Genomic DNA, 22,663 nt, shown 5'->3' with positions numbered 1-22,663 from the left:
CCATGACCCCTGAGATAAGACATATCGTTTTCGATATCGGCAAAGTCCTTATTCATTACGATCCGCATCTTCCCTTCGCCCGCCTCATTCCCGATGAGACCGAGCGCAACTGGTTCTTCGCCAATATCTGCACCCATGACTGGAACGTCGAGCAGGATCGCGGCCGCACATGGGAAGAAGCCGAAGCGCTGCTGATTGCCGCGCATCCGGCCCGCGAAGAGCATATCCGCGCCTTCCGCAAATACTGGCACGAGATGGTGCCGCACGCCTATGAGGACAGCGTCGCCATCCTGGAGGGGCTGATTGCCGAAGGCCGCGACGTGACGATGCTGACCAATTTCGCCTCCGACACTTTTCGCGAGGCACAGCAGCGCTTTCCCTTCCTCAAGCTGCCGCGCGGCGTCACCGTTTCCGGCGATGTCGGCCTGATCAAGCCGGATATCGCGATCTACGAGAGCCATACGAAAAGCTTCGGCCTCGATCCCAAGGCGACGATCTTCATCGACGACGCGCCGGCCAATGTCGAGGGCGCCAAGGCGTTCGGCTGGAACGCCGTGCTGTTCTCCGGCGCCGAGAAGCTGCGCAGCGATCTTGCCGCCTACGGATTGAAGGTCTGAGCCATGGCTTTCGACCCGGCCGAGGAAATCGAACGCTTCCACGCCGCCATCAACGCCCTCGATTTCCCTGTTATCGAGGGCTATTTCGCCGAGGACGCGACCTATGTCTCGAACGGCGTCGGCAGCCTTGCCGGACGGCACGAAATCATGGCCGCCTTCCGGCGCTATTTCGACGACTATCCCGATCAGACGGCGGAAAACTCGCTGGTCGAGATGCTGACGCCGCTGTCCGGCCGGGCCGTCTGGTCGCTCCGCGCCACCCATAGCAAGACGGGCAAGCCGCTGATCCGCGAGGGCGAGGAGACGATCACCTTCAATGCCGAAGGCCGGATCACCCGCGTCGACGTCACCGATTACAAAGACTTCTGACGATTGGATCTCCAAAATAGAAGACGCCCGGGGTTCGAGCCCCGGGCGCCTTGCCCTTCTTCCGCAACTGGAGGAAACCGGAAGAAGGTATTTCGATCCCGCGAAGGTGGTGCTCACTCCACCTTTGCCAGATCACTGCGGATGACGGACCTCAAATCGTCGATCGGGCGCAGGGACTGCCCATCTTCGAAATGCCAGAAGGTCCATCCGTTGCAAGCATCGAGACCCTGCACCTTGGCGCCGAGACGATGAATGGAGCCGGCCTCGCCGCCTGATGCGACGGTGCCGTCGGCGCGCACGATCGCGCTGTAGCGGCGTTTGGCATCGGTCAGTACCTGGCCGGGCTTGATCAGGCCGCTTTCAACGAGCACGTTGAAGGCGACGCGAACCTCGGCCTTCTTGCCGGTCATGACGGTCAGTTCCGCCTTGCCGAGTGGCTCGACGGCGGCGATGCGGGCGGATGCCGCATCGATATAATCCTGCTCGCGCTCGATGCCGACGAAGTGACGGCCGAGACGCTTGGCGACGGCGCCCGTCGTTCCCGAGCCGAAGAAGGGATCGAGCACAATATCGCCGGGCTTGGTCGAGGCCATGATGACGCGGGCGAGCAGCGCTTCCGGCTTCTGGGTCGGATGCACCTTCTTGCCGTCCTCGCCCTTCAGCCGTTCATTGCCGTTGCAGATCGGGAACAGCCAGTCCGAGCGCATCTGCACGTCGTCATTGGCGGCCTTCATCGCATCGTAATTGAAGGTGTAGCCCTTGGCCTTGGCATTGGGGCTTGCCCAGATCATCGTCTCATGGGCGTTCTGGAAACGGCGGCCCTTGAAATTCGGCATCGGATTGGTCTTGCGCCAGATGATGTCGTTGAGGATCCAGAAGTTCAGATCCTGCAGCGTCGCGCCGACGCGGAAGATATTGTGGTAGGAGCCGATCACCCAGATCGAGCCCGTCGGCTTCAAGACACGGCGGCAGGCGAGCAGCCAGGCGCGGGTGAAGGCGTCATAGGCTTCGAAGGAGGCGAACTGATCCCATTCGTCATCGACGGCATCGACCAGCGACTGATCGGGACGGTGCAGCGTTCCGCCGAGCTGGAGGTTATATGGCGGGTCGGCGAAGATGACGTCGACGGAGTGGGTGGGCAAGGCTTCAAGGGCGCTGACGCAATCGCCCTTGATGATCGTGTCAACCCAAGAATCCGGCCGGGAATCCGACTTGACGGAGGCCTTGAGGTCGGCAAGCGGAAAAACTGATGCCATTCTGATACTCACTCATACGCTTTACGCTTAACTGTCCGTTATGGTTACGCAACTTAGTTACCAAAGCCTGAAGGGGTGGCCGAATTCGGGAATTTATTGCAGAGCTATCCCTCCCCTCGTCACGCCGCGTCATGCACGCTGCGGCTATCGGCCGGCGCCTCGTCGCGTTCGAACATGCCGTAATCGCGCACGACATTGGCGATGCGCAGGCGGTAATCGGCGAAGATGCCGCCGCGGCCGGCATGCTGGGCGGCGCGATGGGCTTCGAGGTTGCGCCAATTTCGCACGGCCTCCTCGTCGCGGAAGAAGGAGAGCGACAGCAGCTTGCCGCGGTTGGTCAGGCTCTCGAAACGCTCGATCGAGATGAAGCCGTCGATCTTTTCGAGCTCCGATCGCAAGTCGCCGGCGAGGTCGAAATATTTGTGGCGTTCGCCCATAAAGGGCACGACTTCGAAGATGACGGCGATCATGGCAGCACCAGCTTGGAGTGAGGGGCGGAGACATTTTTGAGGAAGATGCGATCCTCCTTCAGGATAAAGCCTTCGCGTCGGGCAAATTCATAATTCTCACGGCCGAGCGGGTCGGAAGCCAGCCTGGCGCGATAGGCTTCGTAGGCGGCGAGGCTTTCGATATTATAGACGCCGTAAGCGGTCGTTGCCGATCCCTCATGCGGGCTGTAATAGCCGATCAGGTCGGCGCCGTTTCGCGGAATTGCCTGGCCCCAGTTGCGGGCATATTCGGCAAACGCCTCCTTCTTGAAGGGGTCGATCTGATAACGGATGAAGCAGGTGATCATATCGTTTCTCCTGTGGCTCTTCACCCGTTTTCGCACATTGCCTGACGGCGATGCTTCGGTTACGATCGAACTATGAAGGAAGGTCCAGACATTGCGCAGATCGGCGCGCTGATCGGTGATCCGGCGCGTGCCAACATGCTGGCAGCACTCACCGGCGGCCGGGCGCTGACGGCGACCGAGCTTGCCGGCGTCGGCGGCATCACCGTGCAAACCGCAAGCACGCATCTCGCCAAGCTCGAGGCCGGCGGGCTGCTCATCCAGCGCAAGCAAGGGCGCCATCGCTATTTCACGCTGGCCGACGAGGCCGTCGCCCGGCTGATCGAAAGCATGATGGGCTTTGCCGCCGGACGCGGACATCTGCGCCACCAGCCGGGACCGAAGGAGCCGGCGCTGCGCAAGGCGCGCATCTGCTACGATCATCTTGCCGGCGATTACGGCGTGCGGATGCTCGACAGCCTGATTGCATCAGGCGCGATCGACGCGGTCGGAGACGGTCTGGTGTTGACGGAAAAGGGCGAAAGCGAGCTCAAATGCATCGGTATCGATGTTAGCGACCTCAGATCCTCGCGCCGGCCGCTCTGCCGCTCCTGCCTCGACTGGAGCGAACGGCGGGCCCATCTTGCCGGCAGTCTCGGCAAGGCGCTGCTGTCAAATTTTCTCGACAAGGGCTGGGCCAGGCGCACCGCCGAAAGCCGCTCGATCCTCTTCTCGCCGGAAGGCGACAGGCAGTTCCTGAGGCTGTTTCCGGTCGATGCATAAAGCATAGACCCGAAGTTTTTCGTTGCTCTGCAACCCTCGGGGCGACGGGACCAGACCAAGGTCCGGCACCTATCCGACTGAGGCCCTAGGATAGGAACAGTCACGATGTAATCGAAGTTTGTCTGGCAGCTGTCCATTCTCTTTGAAGGTGACAGCAGCTCAACGACAAATGGAGGAATACACCATGATGAAGGTCACACATCTGGCATTGGCTGCGGCCCTTCTGGCTGGCACGGCGGCTTCCGGCTTCGCCCAATCGTCGAGCACGGTCGGCACCGGCGGTTCGTCGGCCGGCGGCGGAACTGCGAGCAGCACGGTCGGTACTGGTGGCAGCTCTGCCGGAGGCACCTGCCCTGCCGGCGCGACCAATTGCACCCCCGGCTCATCCTCGACTGTGGGCACAGGCGGCTCGTCGGCTGGCGGCGGCACGTCGAGCAGCTCGGTCGGTACCGGCGGCTCGGCCGCGGGATCGGGCTCCGGTTCCGCTTCGACGCTCGGCACGGGCGGCTCGTCGGCCGGTGGCGGCACATCGAGCAGCTCGGTCGGCACAGGCGGCTCCGCCGCAGGCTCGGGCGATGCGAATTCGGCCTCGAGTGTCGGAACCGGCGCCTCGTCGGCTGACGGAGATAAGACGGGCAGCACCGTCGGCACCGGCAGCAGCGCCGCAGGCAGCTCTAACGACAACAAGGGCAAGAAGGGCTGCGCGCCCGGCCAGGTCAAGAAGGATGCCGCCGGCACCAAGGGCTGCTGACGTCGTCGGCCGGCGCCTCCATGGCGTCGGCCACATCCTTGGAGAAAACCAATGACCAAGTTTTCCACAATCGCACTTACCACTTCGCTGGTCCTGATCGCCGGGCAGACAATGTCGGAGGAGATCAAGCTCGACGACGGAACGACCTGCACGATCGTCCAGTCCCAGGCGGGGGGTACATCCACTACCGTGACGGCGGGCAACGGGCACGTCTCGTCATCGACCACGACCGGGAGCGGCTCGGCCGGCTCCTCTTCATCATCCGCTTCCGCCAGCTCCTCGGCCGGATCCGGAAGCGTCGACAGCTTTTCCACCGCAAGCATCACCAGGCCTGACGGCACCGTGATCACGAAACGTTCGGACGGAACCTGTTCCGTCACCAAGCCCACGAAATAGGAGACGGCTATGAAACCTATCAACCTCATCGCAGCCGCGTCCATCGCGCTGCTCGCGGCGAGCCCGGCCGCTTTTGCAGAGGAATGCAATGCCGCCGGAACGGTCGGAACGGGCGGAAGCGCTTCGGCCGGCGGCACATCCGCCAGCTCGGTCGGAACGGCCGGCGCCTGCCAGACCGACGGCGGCACGACATCCTCGATCGGATCGGGCGGAAGTGCGGCCACCACCGACGGCAAGGCGCAGAGCAAGACGCATGTCAACGACAATGGCGACAAGCTCAAGGCGCAGACCAAGGCCCAGGCGGTCGATCAGGGAACGTTCAGCAAGTCCCGCACCAAGACCAGCACCGATGGCGACACGCTGCAGAGCACGACCCGCACCATGTCGCATGTCCCGGGCGAGAAGCCGGTCAAGAGTACCACCAGCAACAAGATCATCCTGCCGGAACAACAGTAGTCAGCCAGGGCTCGCCATGCATGAATGGTGGCGGGCCCTGCCCTTCAGCGATCGCATCACCCGCAAGCGGCCATGCAGCCGGTCGCCTGCCGCATCGCAGCCATGCTGGAGATCAGGTTGAGCTTTGGCCTGCCATCGTGTAAAGCCGCAGCATCCCCTGATAAGACCCAGATTTCCAGCAAGGCGTGAATATATGGACGGCTTCGATCTCATCATCTTCGATTGCGACGGCGTTCTCGTCGATTCCGAAATCATCGCCGCGGAAGTGGAATCCGCGCTGTTGACGGAAGCCGGATATCCGATCGGCGCCGAGGAAATGGGCGAGCGCTTCGCCGGCATGACATGGCACAATATCCTGTTGCAGATCGAGCGCGAGGCGAGCATCCCGCTTTCGGCCTCGCTGCTTGATAAGTCGGAGCAAGTGCTCGACGTCAGGCTGGCGAATGACGTCAAGGCCATACCGGGCGTCGAATTCGCCGTCTCCCGGCTGCCGATGAAGCGCTGCATCTGCTCGAATTCGAGCACGAAGCGGCTCGACATGATGCTCACCAAGGTGGGTCTGAAGCCGCTGTTTGCGCCCAACATCTTCTCCGCCAAGGATCTCGGTCTCGACCGCGTCAAGCCGAAGCCCGACATCTTCCTGCACGGCGCAAGCCGGATGGGTGTCTCGCCCGACAGGACTGTCGTCGTCGAGGATTCCGTGCACGGCGTGCATGCGGCGCGCGCCGCCGGCATGCGCGTCATCGGCTTTACCGGCGCCTCCCACAGCTACCCCGCCCATGCCGACAAGCTGACCGATGCCGGCGCCGAGACGGTGATCTCCCGCATGAACGACCTGCCGGGCGTGGTTGCCGCCCTGGCTGCTTGGGAAGGCGTGCTTTAAGGCCGCAGACCCGCGGCGAGCCATGCTGCGGGCAGCGCCTGAATGGCACGGGACCCACCTGTCAGGGACAGCCGAATGCGTGGCTGGGGATCCCTGGGTCAAGCCCTGGGATGACGGAGTGTGGGGTTGGGGTTCTCGCCAAACGCACCGGTGACGCAGCGTGTGCTCCCTTGTTCGCCGCCGCGCCATTGCACCGGCGGCGCTTATGAGCCAACACCTGTTGTCCATGATCCGGGCACCATCTCGCCACAGTCATCCCGCGCCACTCTTCTCCCCCCGGCACCCACCTCTCCTCCGTCATCCCAGGGCTTGACCCTGGGATCCATGCGGCTGGCACTGAACAGCAATGGCGTCGCACTTCAGAGGAGTGGAAGGCGGGTGCTTGGCTGTGGATCCCAGGGTCAAGCCCTGGGATGACGGAATGTGGGGTGGGGGTTCTCGCCAAACGCACCGGCGGCCGAGCTTGAGCGCCGCCGCTTTTTTTGCCATCGGTCCGTCGCGGCTGCGGAGGCATCGCGCCGGCGCGCCAGACCGCAGGTTGCCGAAATAATCAGCTGCTCTTCTTCGTCTTCGCCGGCTGGGTGTCGAAGCCGATATTGACGCGCACCAGCGCGCCGGCGCCGACCGGCATCTGGATGCCTTCCTTGCGGAAGATGACCTGCGTGCCCGGTGCGCCCGCCGGGATTTCGGTCGGGAACTTGGTGACCTCGGAATAGAGCACGGTCTCGCCATCGAGGATGGTGACGCGGACAGGCAGCGTCACCGGGCCGGGATTGCCGGCCGGGCCGGTGATGAGGCGCAGCTGGGCAACAACCGTCATCGTCAGGGCCGTGTCGTTCAGCGTGCATTGGCGGGTGTAATCGCCGAAGGAGGCCTGGAAGACGATCTGCTGCGGGTCGTCCTTCTTGCCCTTGGCATAGGTGCGGAAGATCGCATCCTGGTCACGCAGGAAGATCTGCGGGCAGGCGCCCTGGACGACGGGGGCGACGGCGCCCTGGGCCGTCGTGGCCGTGCCGATCGAGGGGTTGTTCGAGGAGGGGTTGGCCGGCGCCAGCGGCATGATCTGGGCATTGCCGTTCGGCTGGGTCGGCGCCGCCTCAGGCTTGCTGTCGCCGCCGATGCCGAGCGAGTTGCAGCCGGCAAGCAGGGCAACGAAAGACGTGGAGATGATGAGACGCGAGACCTTGCCGAGCACTATGTTCCACCCTTTGCACAAGCGTTTCTTGGAGGCCCCAGTCTTTTTCGCGAGGCCTTTCACGACGGTTTGCGATGGTCTATATCAGCGGCGCAAACAAAAATCGATTGGGTACGCGCCGTTTTGATGCACTTTTCGCCGCCGGATGCGGGCAACTTCAACAAGATAACGGCAATGGTATGGCCTGAGGGCAGCCCCTTGCCGGTTTCCGGCGGAGCGGGCCACGGCTCGGCCCGGCCAAATTTCTTCCAGCGATAGATCAAGGATGACCAACGTGGACTATATCTCGACCCGCGGCGAGGCCCCTGCCCTCGGTTTTTGCGACGCCCTTTTGACGGGATTGGCGCGCGATGGCGGGCTCTATGTTCCCCGGGAGTGGCCGCAGTTTTCGAAGAAAGAGATCCGCGCGCTGAGAGGCAAGACCTATCAGGAGATCGCCTTCACCATCCTGTCGCCCTTCACCAATGGTGAGATCCCCGCGGCGACCTTCCGGGCGATGATCGACGAGGCCTACGCCACCTTCCGCCATCCGGCGATCGCGCCGCTCGTCCAGACCGGGCCGAACAGCTTCGTCATGGAACTCTTCCACGGCACGACGCTCGCCTTCAAGGACGTGGCGATGCAGCTGCTCGCCCGGCTGATGGATTATGCGCTGGAAAAGCGCGGCGAGCGGGCGACGATCGTCGGCGCCACCTCGGGCGATACCGGCGGTGCGGCGATCGACGCGTTTGCCGGCCGCGAGCGCACCGATATCTTCATCCTCTTCCCGCATGGCAAGGTTTCGCCGGTGCAGCAGCGGCAGATGACGACCTCGACCGCCGCCAACGTGCATGCGCTCGCCGTCGAAGGCAATTTCGACGATTGCCAGAATCTGGTCAAGGCGATGTTCAACGACGCGGCGTTCCGCGACAGGGTCAGCCTGTCGGGCGTCAACTCGATCAACTGGGCGCGCATCATGGCCCAGATCGTCTATTATTTCACCACCGCCGTGGCGCTCGGCGGACCGGACCGGAAGATCTCGTTCACGGTGCCGACCGGCAATTTCGGCGATATCTTCGCCGGCTACTGCGCCAGGCGCATGGGCCTGCCGATCGACCGGCTTGTCATCGCCACCAATGAGAATGACATTCTGACACGCACGCTGAAGACCGGCCGCTACGACATGAAGGCGGTCAAGGCGACGAGCTCGCCGTCGATGGACATCCAGATCTCCTCGAATTTCGAACGGCTGCTGTTCGAAGCCTATGGGCGCGACGCCTCGAAGGTGCGCGCGGCGATGGAAAGCCTCAGGCAATCGGGCGGCTTCGAGATCGGCGGGCAAGCGCTGAAGGCGATCCGTCGCGACTTCCGCGCCGGGCGCGCCAGCGAGAGCCAGGTGGCCGAGACGATCCGCAAGACCCAGGCGGAAACCGGCTATCTCCTCGATCCGCATTCGGCGATCGGCGTCTTCGTCGCCGCCAAGAAGGAGAAGCCGAATACGCCGATGGTGACGCTTTCGACCGCACATCCGGCGAAATTCCCGGCCGCCGTAAAATCGGCCTGCGGTATTGACCCGGCGCTTCCGACGTGGCTTGCTGATCTGATGCACAGGGAGGAGCGTTTCCAGATCATCGAACCGGAGCTGAAAGCCGTACAAACCTTTATCGGCGAACACGCCCGTGGCAAGACGACGGCAGGCGCAGAAAGATAGCCAATGACAGTTGAGTGCACCCGGCTGAAATCCGGGCTGACAGTAGTCACAGAAACCATGCCGCACCTGGAAAGCGTCGCGCTCGGCGTGTGGATCAAATCGGGATCGCGTAACGAGACGGCAGACGAGCACGGCATCGCCCACCTGCTCGAACACATGGCCTTCAAGGGCACGGCGCGCCGCTCGGCCCGTGAGATCGCCGAGGAGATCGAGGATGTCGGCGGCGAGGTCAACGCCGCCACCTCGACCGAAACGACCTCCTATTACGCCCGCGTTCTGAAGGACCATGTGCCGCTCGCCGTCGACATCCTCGCCGACATCCTGACGGAATCGGCCTTCGAGGAGGAGGAGCTGGAGCGCGAGAAGCAGGTGATCCTGCAGGAGATCAACGCCGCCAACGACACGCCCGACGACGTGGTGTTCGACAAGTTCTCGGAGGCCGCCTATCGCGACCAGACGATCGGCAGGGCCATCCTCGGCACGCCGCAGACCGTCGTTTCCTTCACGCCGCAGCAGATCCGCACCTATCTCGGCCGCAACTATACGACCGACCGCATGTTCGTGGTGGCGACCGGCGCCGTCGATCATCAAGAATTTCTGCGCATGGTCGAGGATCGCTTCGCCAGCCTGCCGACTTCGCCATCCGCCCCGCCGGTCATGGAAGCGGCGCGTTATGTCGGCGGCAGCGTGCGCGAACCGCGCGACCTGATGGATGCGCAGATCCTGCTCGGCTTCGAAGGCAAGCCCTATCACGCCCGCGATTTCTACTGCTCGCAGATCCTCGCCAATATCCTCGGCGGCGGCATGTCCTCGCGGCTGTTCCAGGAAGTGCGCGAATTCCGCGGCCTCTGTTATTCGGTCTATGCCTTTCACTGGGGTTTTTCCGACACCGGCATCTTCGGCATTCATGCGGCGACCGGCGGCGAAAATCTGCCGGAGCTGGTGCCTGTGATCATCGACGAACTGCACAAGTCCGCCAATGAGATCCACCAGAAGGAAATCGAGCGCGCCCGCGCCCAGATCCGCGCCCAGCTGCTGATGGGCCAGGAGAGCCCGGCCGCCCGCGCCGGCCAGATCGCAAGGCAGATGATGCTCTACGGCAGGCCGATCTCCAATCCGGAGATGATGGAACGGCTGGAGGGCATCACCATCGAGCGGCTGACCGATCTCGCCGGCCGACTGTTCTTCGACACGGTGCCGACGCTGTCGGCGATCGGGCCGCTGGAACAGCTCGCACCGATGGAAGACATCAAAGCCTCGCTTTCGGTCCCGGCGCCGAAGACGATGCAGGCAAGCCTTTGAGCCGCCGTCCGTCTGCCGGGAGTGATCGATGCCAAAATCGGTGTTTCGGTTCCTGTCGCGGCAGCCGGATGCAGTCGAGCTGGAAAACGACAGATATCTCCTGCGCCTGCCGCGCTATCAGGATTTCAACCAGTGGCACCGGCTGCGCTCCGAAAGCCGCAAGTTCCTCGAACCCTGGGAGCCGACCTGGAGGCGCGACGAGCTGACGGAGGGCGCCTACCGCGCCCGCGTCATCCGCGGCAAGCAGGAATATGCCTCGGGCCAGGCGATCCCGCTGTTCATTTTCCTCAAGCAAAACCGCGCCCTGGTCGGCGGCATCACCATCGGCTATATCAGGCGCGGTGCGGCCCAGAGCTGCATGATCGGCTACTGGATGGGCGAGCGCTACGCCGGCCAGGGGCATATGTTCGCCGCTCTTCAATTGGTTATTCCTTACATCTTCTCCGGGCTTGAGTTGCACCGTATTGAAGCAGCCTGTATTCCAGATAACGCGCGCAGCATACGTCTGCTTGAGAAGGCCGGGTTTCAGCGGGAAGGCTATCTGCGCGGATATTTGAAGATCAACGGTCAGTGGCACGACCACGTGATGTTTTCGCGGCTCGCCACTGATACGGACAAAGGCAGGAAAACCGACAGCCGATGACAAGAAACCGCATGCTGCCCAAGTCACCGTCCGGACGAGTGATCGCGGTGATCGCAGCCCTTTTCCTGGCGGCCTTCGCCCTGATGGCGGGCGTGGCCCACGCGGCCGAACCGGTGAAGATTTCCCGTGACGATACCGCGCTCGATCTCACCGCGACGACCGAGATCTACGCCAACCAGGGCGAGGCCTTCCAGGTGTCGACCGCCGCCGGCGCCGACGGCATCCGTCGGCGCATCGAGGTCCGGGCGAGCTCGGAGAATCACCAGGGCGACTGGGCGGTATTCGCGCTTGCCAACGTCTCGGAGGAACAGTTGGAGCGCGTCATCGTCGCGCCGCATTTCCGCCTGGTCAATTCCAAGCTCTTCTGGCCGGATCTCGGCTCGCAGCGCATCATGGCGATCACGCCGAGCGAAGGCTTTGCGCTCGACCGGCAGCCGAGCGACGAGGCCGACGTCTTTCGCATCACGCTGAACCCCGGCGCCGTCATCACCTTCGTCGCGGAATTGTCGACGCCGGAGCTGCCGCAGATCTATCTCTGGGAGCCGAACGCCTACAAGGATACGATCAACGCCTTCACGCTCTATCGCGGCATCGTGCTCGGCATTGCCGGCCTGCTTGCCGTGTTTCTCACCATCCTCTTCGTCGTCAAGGGCACCTCGATGCTGCCGGCGACGGCAGCGCTGGCCTGGGCGGTGCTCGGCTATATCTGCGTCGACTTCGGCTTTCTCGGCAAGCTGATCAGCGTCGCCTCGGCCGATCAGCGAATATGGCGCGCCTGCGCGGAAGTGGCGCTCGCCTCGAGTTTCGTCATCTTCCTCTTCACCTATCTGAACCTCAATCGCTGGCATGCGCATCTCGGTTACGCCACGCTTGCCTGGGTGCTCGGCCTTGCCCTGCTCTTCGGCGTGGCGATCTACGATCCGTCGATTGCCGCCGGCATCGCCAGGCTGTCCTTCGCGCTGACGGCGGCGACCGGCCTGCTTTTGATCATCTATCTCGGCTTCAACCGCTACGACCGCGCCATCCTCCTGGTGCCGGCCTGGGCGCTGACGCTCGTCTGGCTGTTCGGGGCGTGGCTGACCGTCACCGGCCGGCTCGACAATGACATCATCCAGCCGGCACTCGGCGGCGGCCTGGTGCTGATCGTGCTCCTGATCGGCTTCACCGTCATGCAGCACGCCTTTGCCGGCGGCGCCTTCCAGCAAGGGCTGTTTTCCGATCTCGAGAGGCAATCGCTGGCGCTGACCGGCTCCGGCGACATGGTGTGGGACTGGGACGTGGCGCGCGACCGCGTCGTCACCATTCCCGACGTCTCGGTCAAGCTCGGCCTTTCCCCCGGCGCCATGCATGGGGCGGCGCGCAACTGGCTGCCGCGGCTGCACCCCGATGACCGCGACCGCTTCCGCGCCACGCTCGACGTGCTGCTCGAACACCGGCGCGGCCGGCTCAATCACGAATTCCGCATCCGCGCCGAGGACGGGCATTTCCACTGGCTGCTGATCCGCGCCCGGCCGGTGCTCGGCTCCAATGGCGAGATCATCCGCTGCGTCGGCACGATCGTCGATGTCACCGAGCAGAAGAATTCCGTCGAGCGGCTGCTGCATGATGCGCTGCACGACAATCTCACCGGCCTGCCGAACCGGCAGGTCTTCCTCGACCGGCTGCAATCGGTGCTGGCGCTGGCGCCGGGCGGCGACACGCTGCGCCCGACGGTGATGGTGATCGACATCGACCGCTACAAGCTGGTCAATGATGCGCTCGGCGTTGCGGCCGGCGACAACATCCTCATCGCGCTGACCCGGCGCCTGCGCCGGCTGATGAAGCCGCAGGACACGCTGGCGCGGCTGGCCGGCGACCAGTTCGGCCTCATCCTGGTGTCCGAGCACAATCCGGCCAAGGTCGCCGATTTCGCCGATGCGATCAGCAAGGCGATCATGGTGCCGATCAACTTCTCCAGTCGCGAGATCATCCTGACGGCCTCGATCGGGCTCGCCTCCTGGGTGGACCGGCAGGAGAGCGCCAGCGGCCTGCTCAGCGACGCCGAGCTTGCCATGTACCGGGCAAAACGCGCCGGCGGCAACCGCGTCGAGCCGTTCCAGCCGGCCTTCCGCGACTTCGGCACCGACCGCCTGCAGCTCGAAACCGATCTGCGCCGCGCGATCGAGCGCAAGGAATTGTCGATGGTCTACCAGCCGATCGCCCGGCTGGAGGATGTCGAGATCGCCGGCTTCGAAGCGCTGATGCGCTGGGAGCATCCCAAGCGCGGCAATATCCCGCCCTCCGAATTCATCCCGATCGCCGAGGCCTCCGATCTCATCGGCCCGCTCGGCATGTTCGCGCTGGAACAGGCGACCAACGACCTGATGAGCTGGCAGAACCAGACCGGCGAATTGCCGATCTTCGTGTCGATCAATCTGTCGAGCGTGCAGCTGCTCAACAACGAGCTCTATGACGACGTGCGTTCGGTTCTCGCCAAGACCCATTGCGCACCCTCGCGGCTCAAGCTGGAACTGACGGAATCCATGGTGATGGAAAATCCGGAACAAGCCCGCCTGGTGCTGCAGAAGCTGAAGGAAGCCGGCATTGGCCTGGCGCTCGACGATTTCGGCACCGGCTATTCGTCGCTCGCCTATCTCACCCGCTTCCCCTTCGACACGATCAAGCTCGACAAGGCGCTGGTGCGCGACAACAATGACAAGAAGGCGACCGTGCTCCGCTCGGTCATAGCAATGGCGCGCGAGCTGGAGATGAAGGTGGTGGCCGAAGGCATCGAATCCAACGAGGATGCGATCGAGCTCGCCAAGATGGGCTGCAGCTACGGACAGAGCTATCTGTTCGGGCCGCCGATCCCGTCGGAATCGGTGTTGCGGCTGCTGCGCGACCGGTTTCCGCTGACAAAAAGGGCCTGAGCGCAGGCGAACCGGGCTTAGCCGGTTTTCCCGCCTGCGCGGCGCGCCTCTCACCCACGATTGGTGATTGACCAACGACCGGCGATGTGCGCCTCTTTCCTATCGCATAAGGACAATTCCATGCTCAAATTTCTGCTCGCTCTTTCGGTCGGCGCACTGTTCGTCTCGCCGGCGCAGGCGACCGACCTCTATCCCGCCACCAAGGCCTGCGTGCCGGGCAAGCCCCATTGCGAGCGATGGACGGCGGAGTTCAAGAAATCGCTGGCGCTGGCGCAGAAGGGCGATCACGTCGCCCAGCAGACCGTGGCCTTCTGCCTGTCCACCGGCTGCCACGGTGCTGTCGCCATCGACAGGGTCGCCTCCTGCAGCTGGTACCTCGTCATTGTCAATTCTGGTACAGTGACGGTGCTCGACCGCTCCAACCTCAGAAACACCTGCCGGCCGATGACACCGGCGCAGAAGGATGAAGCCCGCGCTTTGTCCGGCGAGCTCATCCGCAAGCTCTACAATCGCGCACCTGTTGAAAGCGACCAGATGTAACCTCACCGGACGGCAGCGTCCGGGTGACGATAAATCTGATTGCCCTCCCGGCTTTCGCCGCTATTCTGCCGGCAACAACAATCGGGAGGACCACTGATGATCCTGCACTGCGTGTTCCTGCGGCTGAAGACCGCGATGACGATCGACGACAAGCAGGCGCTATTTGCCGCGATCGTCGCGCTGAAACAGGTCATTCCCGGCATCGAGGATATCAAATACGGGCCGAATGTCTCGCCCGAGGGGCTGCATGGCGGCTTCGTCGACGGCTTTGCCGTCACCTTCGAAAGCGCCGAAGCCCGGGATGCCTATCTCATCCATCCCGAACATGTGGCAGTCGGCGAGCGCATCGTCTCCTCGACGGACGGAGGCCTCGCCGGCATCCTGGTCTTCGATCTCAATATTTGAGGCGCATTTGGGACGGCTGGGGCCATGAAACAGGAAATCCGGCTCTTTGGCGCGATCGCGGTCCGACCCGCCGTCCTTGCTCTCATCCCTCAGTTCGAGAGGGCCACAGGTTTGACTGTTGCGGCCAAATGGGAGGTCAATCCCACGGTCAAGAAGCAGATCGAGGCCGGCGAGCCTTTCGACCTCGTCATCATCAACGCTGATATGGTTGAGGCGCTGGCCGCCTCGGGAAAGGTTGAGGCGGGGAGCCAGAGGGCGTTCGGCAGAATCGGGATGGGGGTGGCAGCCAAGGCCGGCAGCCGACCACTCGACATCGGCTCGACAGAAGCGTTCAAGCGAGCATTGAAGGACGCGAAATCGATCGCCTATGCAAGTGACGGAACCAGCGGCGGCTATTTTTCCAGCCTGCTGGATCGGCTGGGAATAGCGGATGAGGTAAAGCCCAGGCTCGTCGCCGCGCCAGGAGGGCAGACGGCATCGGCCGTCGGCCGTGGGGAGGCCGAGTTGGCCGTCGTCCCCGTGACCTCAATTCTCGCTGCCGCGCCCGACGTCATGCTTGTCGGCCGGTTTCCGGCAGAGCTTCAAAGTTACATCGACTTTGACGTGGGCATCGGCGCCGATTCCAGCGACGCGGAAGCCACCAGGCAGCTTTCGGAATTTCTGGTATCGGCAGCCGCGGATGAGGTCCTGGCGGCCAAGGGCGTCGAGCGACGCCACAAGTCTATTTGACAGGGGAGCATGACGCCGAAGCGGATCTCGGCATCATGCTTTCACTATCCGATCGACTGTCAGCTCGATTTCGCCATGGCGGCGGCGAGTTGGTCGACATTGTAGCGGAACATTTTCTCATAGGTCGGCGCCGGTCCCTTGGCGTCGGAGAGGGATTCGACATAGAGCTCGCCGCCGGGTTTCGCACCCGTTGCGTTGGCGACCTGCTTGACCAGGCGCGGATCGTTGGAATTTTCGAAGAAATAGGCCTTCACGTGCTCGCTCCTAATCTGTTCGATCAGCTTGGCGACGGCGGCGGCCGAGGCTTCGCTCTCGGTGGAGAGGCCAAGCGGTGCCAGGAAGCTCACCTTGTATTCGCGGCCGAAATAGCCGAAGGCGTCGTGGCTGGTCAGCACCTTGCGGCGGTCCTCGGCGATCGCGTCGAATTTCGAATGGGCGTAGGCGTTCAGCTCATCCAGCTTCTGGGTATATTTTTCGGCATTGGCCTTGAAGGCGGCGGCGTCGGCGGGATCGGCCGATGACAGCGCCTTTTCGATATTGGCGACCCAGACCTTGACGTTGACGGGGCTGTTCCAGACATGCGGATCGGTGATGGTCTTGCCGTCCTCTTCCATGGTGCGGGTGGCGATGCCATCGGAAACCGTCACCGGCTTGCCCTTGTAGCCCGAGGCGGTGATCAGCCGGTCCATCCAGCCTTCCAGCCCTTCGCCGCTGACGAAAGTGACTTCGGCCGCCTTCAAATTCTTCGCGTCGGCCGGCGACGGCTCGAATTCATGGGGGTCGCCGTTCGGCCCGACGAGGCTTGTCACGTGAACATGGTCGCCGCCGACCTGTTTGACGACATCGGCAAGCACGGTGAAGGACGCCACGACTTTCAGCGTTTCGGCCGAAGCGGGGGCGGCCGACAGCGCCATCAGCGCGGAAAGTGCGGCGGCGGAGAGAAGCAGTCTGCGCGATATCATCGAAGTCTCCTTGAAATCAGCCCTTCAGATGCGGGCGGGGAAAGAAGCGCCGGGCGATGCCGGAGGGCGCGAAGAGGATTGAAAAGGCGTAGATCAGCGCCGCCGTCATGATGATCGTCGGGCCGGAGGCGAGCTCGAGGTGGTAGGAAGCGATCAGCCCGAGATAGCCGGAGGCGGCCGCACTGGCGGTCGCAATCAGCATCATCACGGCCAAGCTGCGCGACCAGAGCTGGGCGATGGCCGCCGGCAGCATCATCAGGCCGACCGCCATCAGCGTGCCGAGCGCCTGGAAGCTGGCGACGAGGTTCAGCACCACGAGCAGCAGGAAGAGGAGGTGATAGACCGGCCCGCGGCCGCCGACGGCGCGCAGGAAGCCGGGATCGAAACATTCGGCCACCAGCGGCCGGTAGATGAAGGCGAGGATGACGAGGGTCAGAGAGGTGATCGCGCCGATGAGATAAAGCGCCGAGGCATCGATCGCCAGGATGGTGCCGAAGAGCACATGCAGCAGATCGATATTCGAGCCGCGCAGCGAGACGATCAGCACGCCGAGCGCCAGCGAGGCGAGATAGAAGCTGGCAAAGCTCGCATCCTCGCGCAGCACCGTCATGCGGCTGACGGCGCCGGACAGCAGCGCCACCGACAGGCCGGCGACAAGGCCGCCGAGCCCCATCGCCGTCAGCGACAGCGAGCCGGCGACGAGATAACCGATCGCCGCCCCCGGCAGCACGGCATGGCTCATGGCGTCGCCCATCAGGCTCATGCGCCGCAGCATCAGGAAGACGCCGATCGGCCCCGAGCCCAGCCCGAGGCAGAGGCAGGCGACAAGAGCGCGGCGCATGAAACCGAAATCGGCAAAGGGCGCCAGGAAGAGATCGTAAGCCGTCATGCCGCCGGCGCCTGTTCGGGGGCGCAGGCCGCCGCATCCTCATCCCAGCGCTCGGCCATGGCGCGAGCCTTCATGAGATTGGCGGACGACATGACGTCAGCGGTCGGGCCCCATCCCACCAGTTCGCGGGCGAGCAGCAGGGTTTCGGGAAAATGCGTCCGGACGAGCTCGAAATCATGCAGCACGGCGATGACGGTACGGCCCTCCCCATGCCAGCGGGAAACGATATCGAGGAGATCCCTGGTCGTGCGGGCATCGATTGCCGTAAACGGCTCGTCGAGCAGGATCACGCCGGCATCCTGCAAGAGCAGGCGGGCAAAGAGCACGCGCTGGAACTGGCCGGCCGAGAGCGAGCCGACATGGCGCCTGCCGAAACCGTCAAGGCCGACAGCGGCAAGTGCCTCGCCCGCCTTTTTGACTTCGGTGGGTGCCACGCGGCCGAAGGCTCCCCTGCTTTTCCAGGCGCCGAGCATGACGGTGTCGATAACCGAGATCGGGAAACGCCGATCGATCTCGGCCGCCTGCGGGAGATAGCCGAATTCCGCCCGCCCCAACCGATGCTCGACCCTGCCCTCGGCGGGACGAAGCTCGCCCATGATCGCCTTCAGCAGCGTCGATTTGCCCGCCCCATTCGGCCCGGCAATCGCCGTCAGACTGCCCGGCGCAAAAGCGCCGGAGACATGATGGACGGCGGGGTGTCTGTCATAGGCCACCGTGAGATCAGCGAGACGGATCAACAGCGTCATGGCAGGAGAACCGCCCAGTGAATGGCAAGCCAGAGCGCGGCAATGACCAGCGAGATGCCGATCACCCGGGATAAGGCCGATTGCCCCATAAGGCTGATGGAGGGGCGATCGGGATTCGGGTGCATGGCTCGTCCTGACAATGTAATAACATTACGTGTTATGTTATAACGATTGCGGCGAGATTGAGGCGGAATGTCAGGCCTTCTTGTCACAGGGTGGTCGGTGGATTCCAGGCTCAAGGCCTGGAATGACGGAGTTTTAGGAGGGCCATTGGCAGGAAGCGGAACGAAACGGCTGTTTCACCATCGCTTGATTTGCCACAGAGTTACCCCCCCTCCGTCGTCCTCGGGCTTGACCCGAGGACCCAGGCTGGCCTCTGTCAGCACCGACCATGGATCCCAGGCTCAGGGCCTGGGATGACGGAGTTTGGGGGCACGGTGTCCGCCAAACTCAGCGTCGGCGCAATGGATCAGGTCGAGTGTCCATCAAGCAGCCCGCATCATTCAGTCATGAAAACTCACAGCAATTCCAGCATCGCCGCCGCGCCCGAGACGGTTGCCTGGCCGGGGCTTTCCTCGACGTTGAGGGCCTTCACGACGCCATCTTCCACCAGCATCGAATAGCGCTTGGAGCGTAGGCCGAGGCCGCCGGCGGAGAGGTCGGCTTCCAGGCCGACGGCCTTGGTGAAACCGGCGTCCCAATCGGCGAGGAAGTGGATCTTGCCGAAGCCGCCGGAGGATTGCGCCCAGGCGCCCATGACGTGCCAATCGTTGACGGCGAGAACGGCGATGTCGTCGACGCCCTTGGCGAGGATGGTGTCGCGGTTTTCGAGGTAACCCGGCAGATGGTTCAGCGAGCAGGTGGGCGTGAAGGCGCCCGGCACGGCAAAGAGCAGGACGCGCTTGCCGGCGAAGAGCTGATCGGTGGTGATTTCGACCGGGCCGTCGCCGGTCTTTTCCTTGAAAGTGGCGGCCGGAAGCTTGTCGCCGATCGCGATGGTCATGGGTTTTCTCCTCGGGGTTCGGGCTTCTTGGGGTTCGGGCCGGCGGCGGGCGCCGCCGGGAATGGGGCGACTATAAGTGCCGGTCAGTCAAAGGCAAGCGTGGTCTCCATCGCCTTGTCCCCATCGATGACAAGCACGCTCCAGCGCTTGCCGGATAGGTCATAATCCTTCGGCAGCTTGCCGATTGCAATATCCGTCTTGAAGGCTGCGCCGTCGCGTTTGCCGCCGACCTGCTTGGTGAAAGCATAGCCGCTCGGGCCGGTGACGATGATATCGGGCGCGCCGCCGCTCCCCCCGCCCGGCAGGGTGAGCGTCAGGGACAGCGCCTTCCTGTCGGACGACATGGCATGCGCCGCGACCTTGAAATCGGCCGAAGGCGGCTTCGGCAAGGCCGCATCGGCGGCCGCGAGGATCGCCTCTTCCTCCGGCTGCGACTGCTTGGCCGGGCCGAGCTTCACCGCCAAATTCGCCTGGAAGGGGATGCAGATGTCCTTGCAGATGCCGATGAAAACAGTCGCGTCGATCGCGACCGGGCCTTTGCCTGATGCCGTCAGCGACAATGGCAGTGTCACCGGCGCGTCATAGGCGATATCCTCGATCCCGCCCTTGAAAAAATGCTTGGGAACGGGATAGCCGATGGCATCGAGCGCCACGCCGCTTTTCGGGGCGATGGTGACGTGAGGCGGGATGCCGCTGCTGCCGGGCTCGCGCCAATAGGTGATCCAGCCGGCTTTCGGCTCGATCTGCAGGCCGGCGCGGATTTTGCCGCCGGCATCGGGCGCCAGCGCCACGAGGCGCATGCGGCCGCCCTCGGCCTCGGCCCAGGCGCTCATTTCCGCCTGCGCGGAACAAAACGGGGCGAAGGCTGCGACCAGCGAAATGGCCGCCATGAAAAGCCGGCGCGGTGCCAAAGAAATAGTCATCATGGAACAAAGGTTTACCGAAAGTGCCCTTTGGCCGCCAGAAGCGCCGGCCACATAATCTTCATTTTCAGTTGATTGATTGGTGACATTGGCCCATCCTTCTCTTGTCGGGGCCTTGGTGCGGTCTGGCAGCAGGAGGAACAATGTCCTTATCGACGCTGAAGAACAGACGGGAACGTGGCTTCTTCGATGGCCAGTTCCTCATCGCCATGCCGGGCATGGAAGACCGCAATTTTGCGCGCACCGTGATTTACATCTGCGCGCATTCGGATGCCGGCGCCATGGGCTTCGTCATCAACCGGCCGCAGAGCCTCACCTTCACCGATGTGCTGCTGCATCTCGACATGATCAAGCAGGAAGAGCCGATCGTGCTGCCGCAGCGCGCCCGCGACTTCCCGATCCAGACCGGCGGTCCGGTGGAAAGCGGCCGCGGCTTCGTGCTGCATTCGGACGATTATTCCAGCGACTCCTCGATCCCGGTCAGCGATGACATCTGCCTGACGGCGACGCTCGACATCGTGCGCGCCATCTCCAAGGGCGCCGGGCCAAAGCGGGCGACGATGCTGCTCGGTTATTCCTCCTGGGGCGCCGGCCAGCTCGAAAACGAGGTCGCCAACAATGGCTGGCTCACCTGCCCGGCCAATGAGGAGCTGATCTTCGACCGCAGCCTCGAGGACAAATACGAGCGGGCGCTCGCCGGCATGGGCGTGACCGCCGCCATGCTTTCGGCCGAGGCCGGACACGCCTGACATCTCGCGGCGGCGGTCTTGACCGCGCGCTGGAACGAATAGCCGCAAGTGACGTTTTCTTCCGGCGCGGACGAGAGGTCCGACGCCGACCAAGGAGACATCACCTATGGGTAGCACCAGCGACAAGATTTCAGGCAAGACCAACGAAATTGCCGGCAAGACTAAACAGGCCGTCGGCAAGGCCACCGGCAATCGCGACATGCAGGCCAAGGGCGCCGTCCAGGAAGCCAAAGGCAAGGGACAGGTCGCAACCGGCAAGGTCAAGGACAAGCTCAAGGGCGCCGTCGACCGGCTCTGAACCACAAGCGCATCCTTGATGAACCATGCCTGCTGCGCTTCGCGCGGCGGGCATTTTTAATCCGCCCCCGCTTTGCCGAGATCAATACGATGAAACTTTTTGCCTGCGACAATTGCGATCAGGTCGTCCATTTCGACAACCGCCACTGCGTGCGCTGCAATCATCGCCTCGGTTTCCGGTCCGGCGATCTCGCCATGCATGCGCTGGAGCCGCGCGGCGAGACGGGCTGGCAGTTCGTTGCCGATCCCGACCGGCAGGTGCGCTTCTGCGCCAATGCCGGCCTCGACATCTGCAACTGGCTGGTGGAGGGCGACGGCGACAGCGAGTTCTGCGCCGCCTGCCGCCACAACCGGCTGGTGCCCAACACCGATACCGAGGACGGGATCGGCCGGTGGCGGCGCATCGGCCAGGCGCAGCGCCATCTGTTCTATTCGCTGTTGCGCTGGAAGCTGCCGCATCCCGACCGGGCGCAAGATCCGCAAGGCGGGCTGGTCTTCGATTTCCTCGAGGATTCGCTGCAGGATAACGGCTATGTCGTGCCGGCTATGACCGGCCACGAGGAAGGCCTGATCACCATCCGGGCGGCGGAAGCCGACGATGCGACGCGCGAACAGGCGCGCAGCTCGATGAACGAGCCCTATCGCACGCTGCTTGGCCATTTCCGCCACGAGGCCGGCCATTTCATCTGGAACAAGCTGGTGCGCGACCGCGACGGCCTTTCGGACTTCCGCGCCGTCTTCGGCGACGAACGGCAGGATTATGCGGCCGCACTGCAACAGCACTATGCCCGCGGCGCGCCTCTGGGATGGCAAAACAATTTCATCAGCGCCTATGCGGCCTCCCACCCCTGGGAGGATTTCGCCGAATGCTTCGCCCATTACCTCCATATCGTCGACACGCTGGAGACGGCGCGCGCCTTCGGCATCGCCATCGATCCGCGCGGCCACGAAGAAATCGCCGGCGAGGTGGATTTCATCCCTTACAGGGCAAAAAGCGCCGAGCAGCTGGTCAGCGCCTGGGTGCCGCTCAGCCTGGCGATCAACGCCATCCAGCGCAGCATGGGCCAGCCCGACGCCTACCCCTTCGTGCTGTCTTCACCCGTGGTGGCCAAGCTCGAATATCTGCACCGGCTGATCCAGGGGGCCGCGGTGACGCGGCAGCAGTGAGATGCAAAGCCTCTCCGATCCACGTTTGTGGACCTCATAGGATGAGGGAGCAAGTGGGTATCCGCCTCCGCTCTTTGTCGGACTTCCGCGACGAATTGGCTGCAACGCCACTACACACTCCGTCATCCTCGGCCTTGAGCCGAGGATCCATGTTCCGGCTGGTGGGTGTCGGCGTGGATGCTCGGGTCAAGCCCGAGCATGACGGAGATTGGGTTGGTCCGACGGGCACAT

The 22,663-nt window shown here is 63.5% G+C and carries 28 protein-coding genes; 17 read left to right on the top strand and 11 right to left on the bottom strand.

The features are described 5' to 3' along the window. The first annotated feature begins 2 nt into the window (after window positions 1–2). Window positions 3–617 (top strand): HAD family hydrolase, encoded by a 615-nt coding sequence (locus tag K6M89_RS07810; protein ID WP_097579926.1) that lies wholly within the window; start codon window positions 3–5, stop codon window positions 615–617. 3 nt (window positions 618–620) lie between these two features. Beyond that, a complete protein-coding gene (locus K6M89_RS07805; RefSeq protein WP_097579927.1) occupies window positions 621–986 on the top strand; it encodes a nuclear transport factor 2 family protein in 366 nt (121 codons plus the stop codon). A 113-nt stretch (window positions 987–1,099) separates the two neighbouring features. Here K6M89_RS07805 and K6M89_RS07800 read toward each other — a convergent pair whose 3' ends face one another. From K6M89_RS07800 to K6M89_RS07790, 3 genes are all read right to left on the bottom strand, one after another. Continuing rightward, window positions 1,100–2,242: a site-specific DNA-methyltransferase gene (locus tag K6M89_RS07800; RefSeq protein WP_039618319.1), complete on the bottom strand. Its 1,143-nt coding sequence runs from the start codon at window positions 2,240–2,242 to the stop codon at window positions 1,100–1,102. Between the two features lie 119 nt (window positions 2,243–2,361). Further along, window positions 2,362–2,712: an antibiotic biosynthesis monooxygenase family protein gene (locus tag K6M89_RS07795; protein WP_222139007.1), complete on the bottom strand. Its 351-nt coding sequence runs from the start codon at window positions 2,710–2,712 to the stop codon at window positions 2,362–2,364. Further along, window positions 2,709–3,038 (bottom strand): NIPSNAP family protein, encoded by a 330-nt coding sequence (locus K6M89_RS07790; RefSeq protein WP_222139006.1) that lies wholly within the window; start codon window positions 3,036–3,038, stop codon window positions 2,709–2,711. The genes K6M89_RS07795 and K6M89_RS07790 overlap by 4 nt, the downstream gene beginning before the upstream one ends. A gap of 72 nt (window positions 3,039–3,110) precedes the next feature. Here K6M89_RS07790 and K6M89_RS07785 point away from each other — a divergent pair, with 72 nt between their 5' ends. The 5 genes from K6M89_RS07785 to K6M89_RS07770 all read left to right on the top strand — a co-directional run bounded on the left by K6M89_RS07785 (window position 3,111) and on the right by K6M89_RS07770 (window position 6,283). After that, entirely contained in the window at window positions 3,111–3,797 is a 687-nt protein-coding gene (locus tag K6M89_RS07785) for an ArsR/SmtB family transcription factor (RefSeq protein WP_222139005.1), read from the top strand. Window positions 3,798–3,981: 184 nt separating this feature from the next. After that, window positions 3,982–4,548, top strand: a complete 567-nt coding sequence (locus K6M89_RS30950) for a hypothetical protein (RefSeq protein WP_097579932.1) — start codon at window positions 3,982–3,984, stop codon at window positions 4,546–4,548. Between the two features lie 51 nt (window positions 4,549–4,599). Then, window positions 4,600–4,944 (top strand): hypothetical protein, encoded by a 345-nt coding sequence (locus tag K6M89_RS30945; RefSeq protein ID WP_246642352.1) that lies wholly within the window; start codon window positions 4,600–4,602, stop codon window positions 4,942–4,944. A 9-nt stretch (window positions 4,945–4,953) separates the two neighbouring features. Further along, window positions 4,954–5,400, top strand: a complete 447-nt coding sequence (locus K6M89_RS07775; RefSeq protein WP_222139003.1) for a hypothetical protein — start codon at window positions 4,954–4,956, stop codon at window positions 5,398–5,400. Window positions 5,401–5,593: 193 nt separating this feature from the next. After that, window positions 5,594–6,283 carry an HAD family hydrolase gene (locus tag K6M89_RS07770; protein WP_222139002.1) on the top strand — a complete coding sequence of 230 codons (690 nt, stop codon included), beginning with the start codon at window positions 5,594–5,596 and terminating at the stop codon, window positions 6,281–6,283. 550 nt (window positions 6,284–6,833) lie between these two features. Here the strand turns inward: K6M89_RS07770 and K6M89_RS07765 are convergent. Then, window positions 6,834–7,481 carry a hypothetical protein gene (locus tag K6M89_RS07765; RefSeq protein WP_170964760.1) on the bottom strand — a complete coding sequence of 216 codons (648 nt, stop codon included), beginning with the start codon at window positions 7,479–7,481 and terminating at the stop codon, window positions 6,834–6,836. Between the two features lie 56 nt (window positions 7,482–7,537). Next, window positions 7,538–7,741 (bottom strand): hypothetical protein, encoded by a 204-nt coding sequence (locus K6M89_RS07760; RefSeq protein ID WP_222139001.1) that lies wholly within the window; start codon window positions 7,739–7,741, stop codon window positions 7,538–7,540. Window positions 7,742–7,743: 2 nt separating this feature from the next. On the opposite strand from K6M89_RS07760, the gene thrC reads away from it, so the two are divergent. The 7 genes from thrC to modA all read left to right on the top strand — a co-directional run bounded on the left by thrC (window position 7,744) and on the right by modA (window position 15,696). After that, a complete protein-coding gene (gene thrC / locus K6M89_RS07755; RefSeq protein WP_222139000.1) occupies window positions 7,744–9,168 on the top strand; it encodes a threonine synthase in 1,425 nt (474 codons plus the stop codon). Window positions 9,169–9,171: 3 nt separating this feature from the next. Continuing rightward, a complete protein-coding gene (locus tag K6M89_RS07750; protein WP_222138999.1) occupies window positions 9,172–10,470 on the top strand; it encodes a M16 family metallopeptidase in 1,299 nt (432 codons plus the stop codon). A gap of 28 nt (window positions 10,471–10,498) precedes the next feature. After that, on the top strand, window positions 10,499–11,113 hold the full coding sequence (locus K6M89_RS07745) for a GNAT family N-acetyltransferase (protein ID WP_222138998.1): 615 nt from the start codon (window positions 10,499–10,501) through the stop codon (window positions 11,111–11,113). Next, window positions 11,110–14,022: a sensor domain-containing phosphodiesterase gene (locus tag K6M89_RS07740; protein WP_222138997.1), complete on the top strand. Its 2,913-nt coding sequence runs from the start codon at window positions 11,110–11,112 to the stop codon at window positions 14,020–14,022. Before K6M89_RS07745 ends, K6M89_RS07740 begins: the two co-directional genes overlap by 4 nt. A gap of 120 nt (window positions 14,023–14,142) precedes the next feature. After that, window positions 14,143–14,562, top strand: coding sequence for a hypothetical protein (locus tag K6M89_RS07735; protein WP_222138996.1), 420 nt, complete (start codon window positions 14,143–14,145; stop codon window positions 14,560–14,562). Between the two features lie 96 nt (window positions 14,563–14,658). Further along, on the top strand, window positions 14,659–14,967 hold the full coding sequence (locus K6M89_RS07730) for a Dabb family protein (protein ID WP_222138995.1): 309 nt from the start codon (window positions 14,659–14,661) through the stop codon (window positions 14,965–14,967). Between the two features lie 24 nt (window positions 14,968–14,991). After that, window positions 14,992–15,696 (top strand): molybdate ABC transporter substrate-binding protein, encoded by a 705-nt coding sequence (gene modA, locus K6M89_RS07725; RefSeq protein WP_222138994.1) that lies wholly within the window; start codon window positions 14,992–14,994, stop codon window positions 15,694–15,696. Between the two features lie 59 nt (window positions 15,697–15,755). On the opposite strand, the gene K6M89_RS07720 is transcribed toward modA, so the two are convergent. The 6 genes from K6M89_RS07720 to K6M89_RS07700 form a co-directional block, all read right to left on the bottom strand. Further along, entirely contained in the window at window positions 15,756–16,658 is a 903-nt protein-coding gene (locus K6M89_RS07720; RefSeq protein ID WP_222138993.1) for a metal ABC transporter solute-binding protein, Zn/Mn family, read from the bottom strand. Between the two features lie 16 nt (window positions 16,659–16,674). After that, complete coding sequence (locus K6M89_RS07715; RefSeq protein ID WP_222138992.1) at window positions 16,675–17,547, bottom strand: metal ABC transporter permease; 873 nt, start codon at window positions 17,545–17,547, stop codon at window positions 16,675–16,677. Beyond that, complete coding sequence (locus tag K6M89_RS07710) at window positions 17,544–18,293, bottom strand: metal ABC transporter ATP-binding protein (protein ID WP_222138991.1); 750 nt, start codon at window positions 18,291–18,293, stop codon at window positions 17,544–17,546. The genes K6M89_RS07715 and K6M89_RS07710 overlap by 4 nt, the downstream gene beginning before the upstream one ends. Further along, window positions 18,290–18,418 (bottom strand): hypothetical protein, encoded by a 129-nt coding sequence (locus K6M89_RS31480; protein WP_281428468.1) that lies wholly within the window; start codon window positions 18,416–18,418, stop codon window positions 18,290–18,292. Before K6M89_RS31480 ends, K6M89_RS07710 begins: the two co-directional genes overlap by 4 nt. A 392-nt stretch (window positions 18,419–18,810) precedes the next feature. Then, on the bottom strand, window positions 18,811–19,296 hold the full coding sequence (locus tag K6M89_RS07705) for a peroxiredoxin (RefSeq protein ID WP_222138990.1): 486 nt from the start codon (window positions 19,294–19,296) through the stop codon (window positions 18,811–18,813). Window positions 19,297–19,379: 83 nt separating this feature from the next. Next, window positions 19,380–20,222 (bottom strand): protein-disulfide reductase DsbD domain-containing protein, encoded by an 843-nt coding sequence (locus K6M89_RS07700; RefSeq protein ID WP_222138989.1) that lies wholly within the window; start codon window positions 20,220–20,222, stop codon window positions 19,380–19,382. Window positions 20,223–20,362: 140 nt separating this feature from the next. On the opposite strand from K6M89_RS07700, the gene K6M89_RS07695 reads away from it, so the two are divergent. The 3 genes from K6M89_RS07695 (at window position 20,363) to K6M89_RS07685 (ending at window position 22,432) form a co-directional block, all read left to right on the top strand. After that, entirely contained in the window at window positions 20,363–20,968 is a 606-nt protein-coding gene (locus K6M89_RS07695; RefSeq protein WP_097579946.1) for a YqgE/AlgH family protein, read from the top strand. A 106-nt stretch (window positions 20,969–21,074) separates the two neighbouring features. Further along, on the top strand, window positions 21,075–21,266 hold the full coding sequence (locus K6M89_RS07690; protein ID WP_064686221.1) for a CsbD family protein: 192 nt from the start codon (window positions 21,075–21,077) through the stop codon (window positions 21,264–21,266). Between the two features lie 89 nt (window positions 21,267–21,355). Beyond that, entirely contained in the window at window positions 21,356–22,432 is a 1,077-nt protein-coding gene (locus tag K6M89_RS07685; RefSeq protein ID WP_222138988.1) for a zinc-binding metallopeptidase family protein, read from the top strand. The last annotated feature ends 231 nt before the right edge of the window (window positions 22,433–22,663 follow it).

The organism is Rhizobium croatiense (genome assembly GCF_019793465.1).
GTDB lineage: Bacteria > Pseudomonadota > Alphaproteobacteria > Rhizobiales > Rhizobiaceae > Rhizobium > Rhizobium croatiense.
The sequence above is the reverse complement of the archived record's forward strand: the minus strand, read 5'-3'. Positions and strand labels throughout refer to the sequence as shown.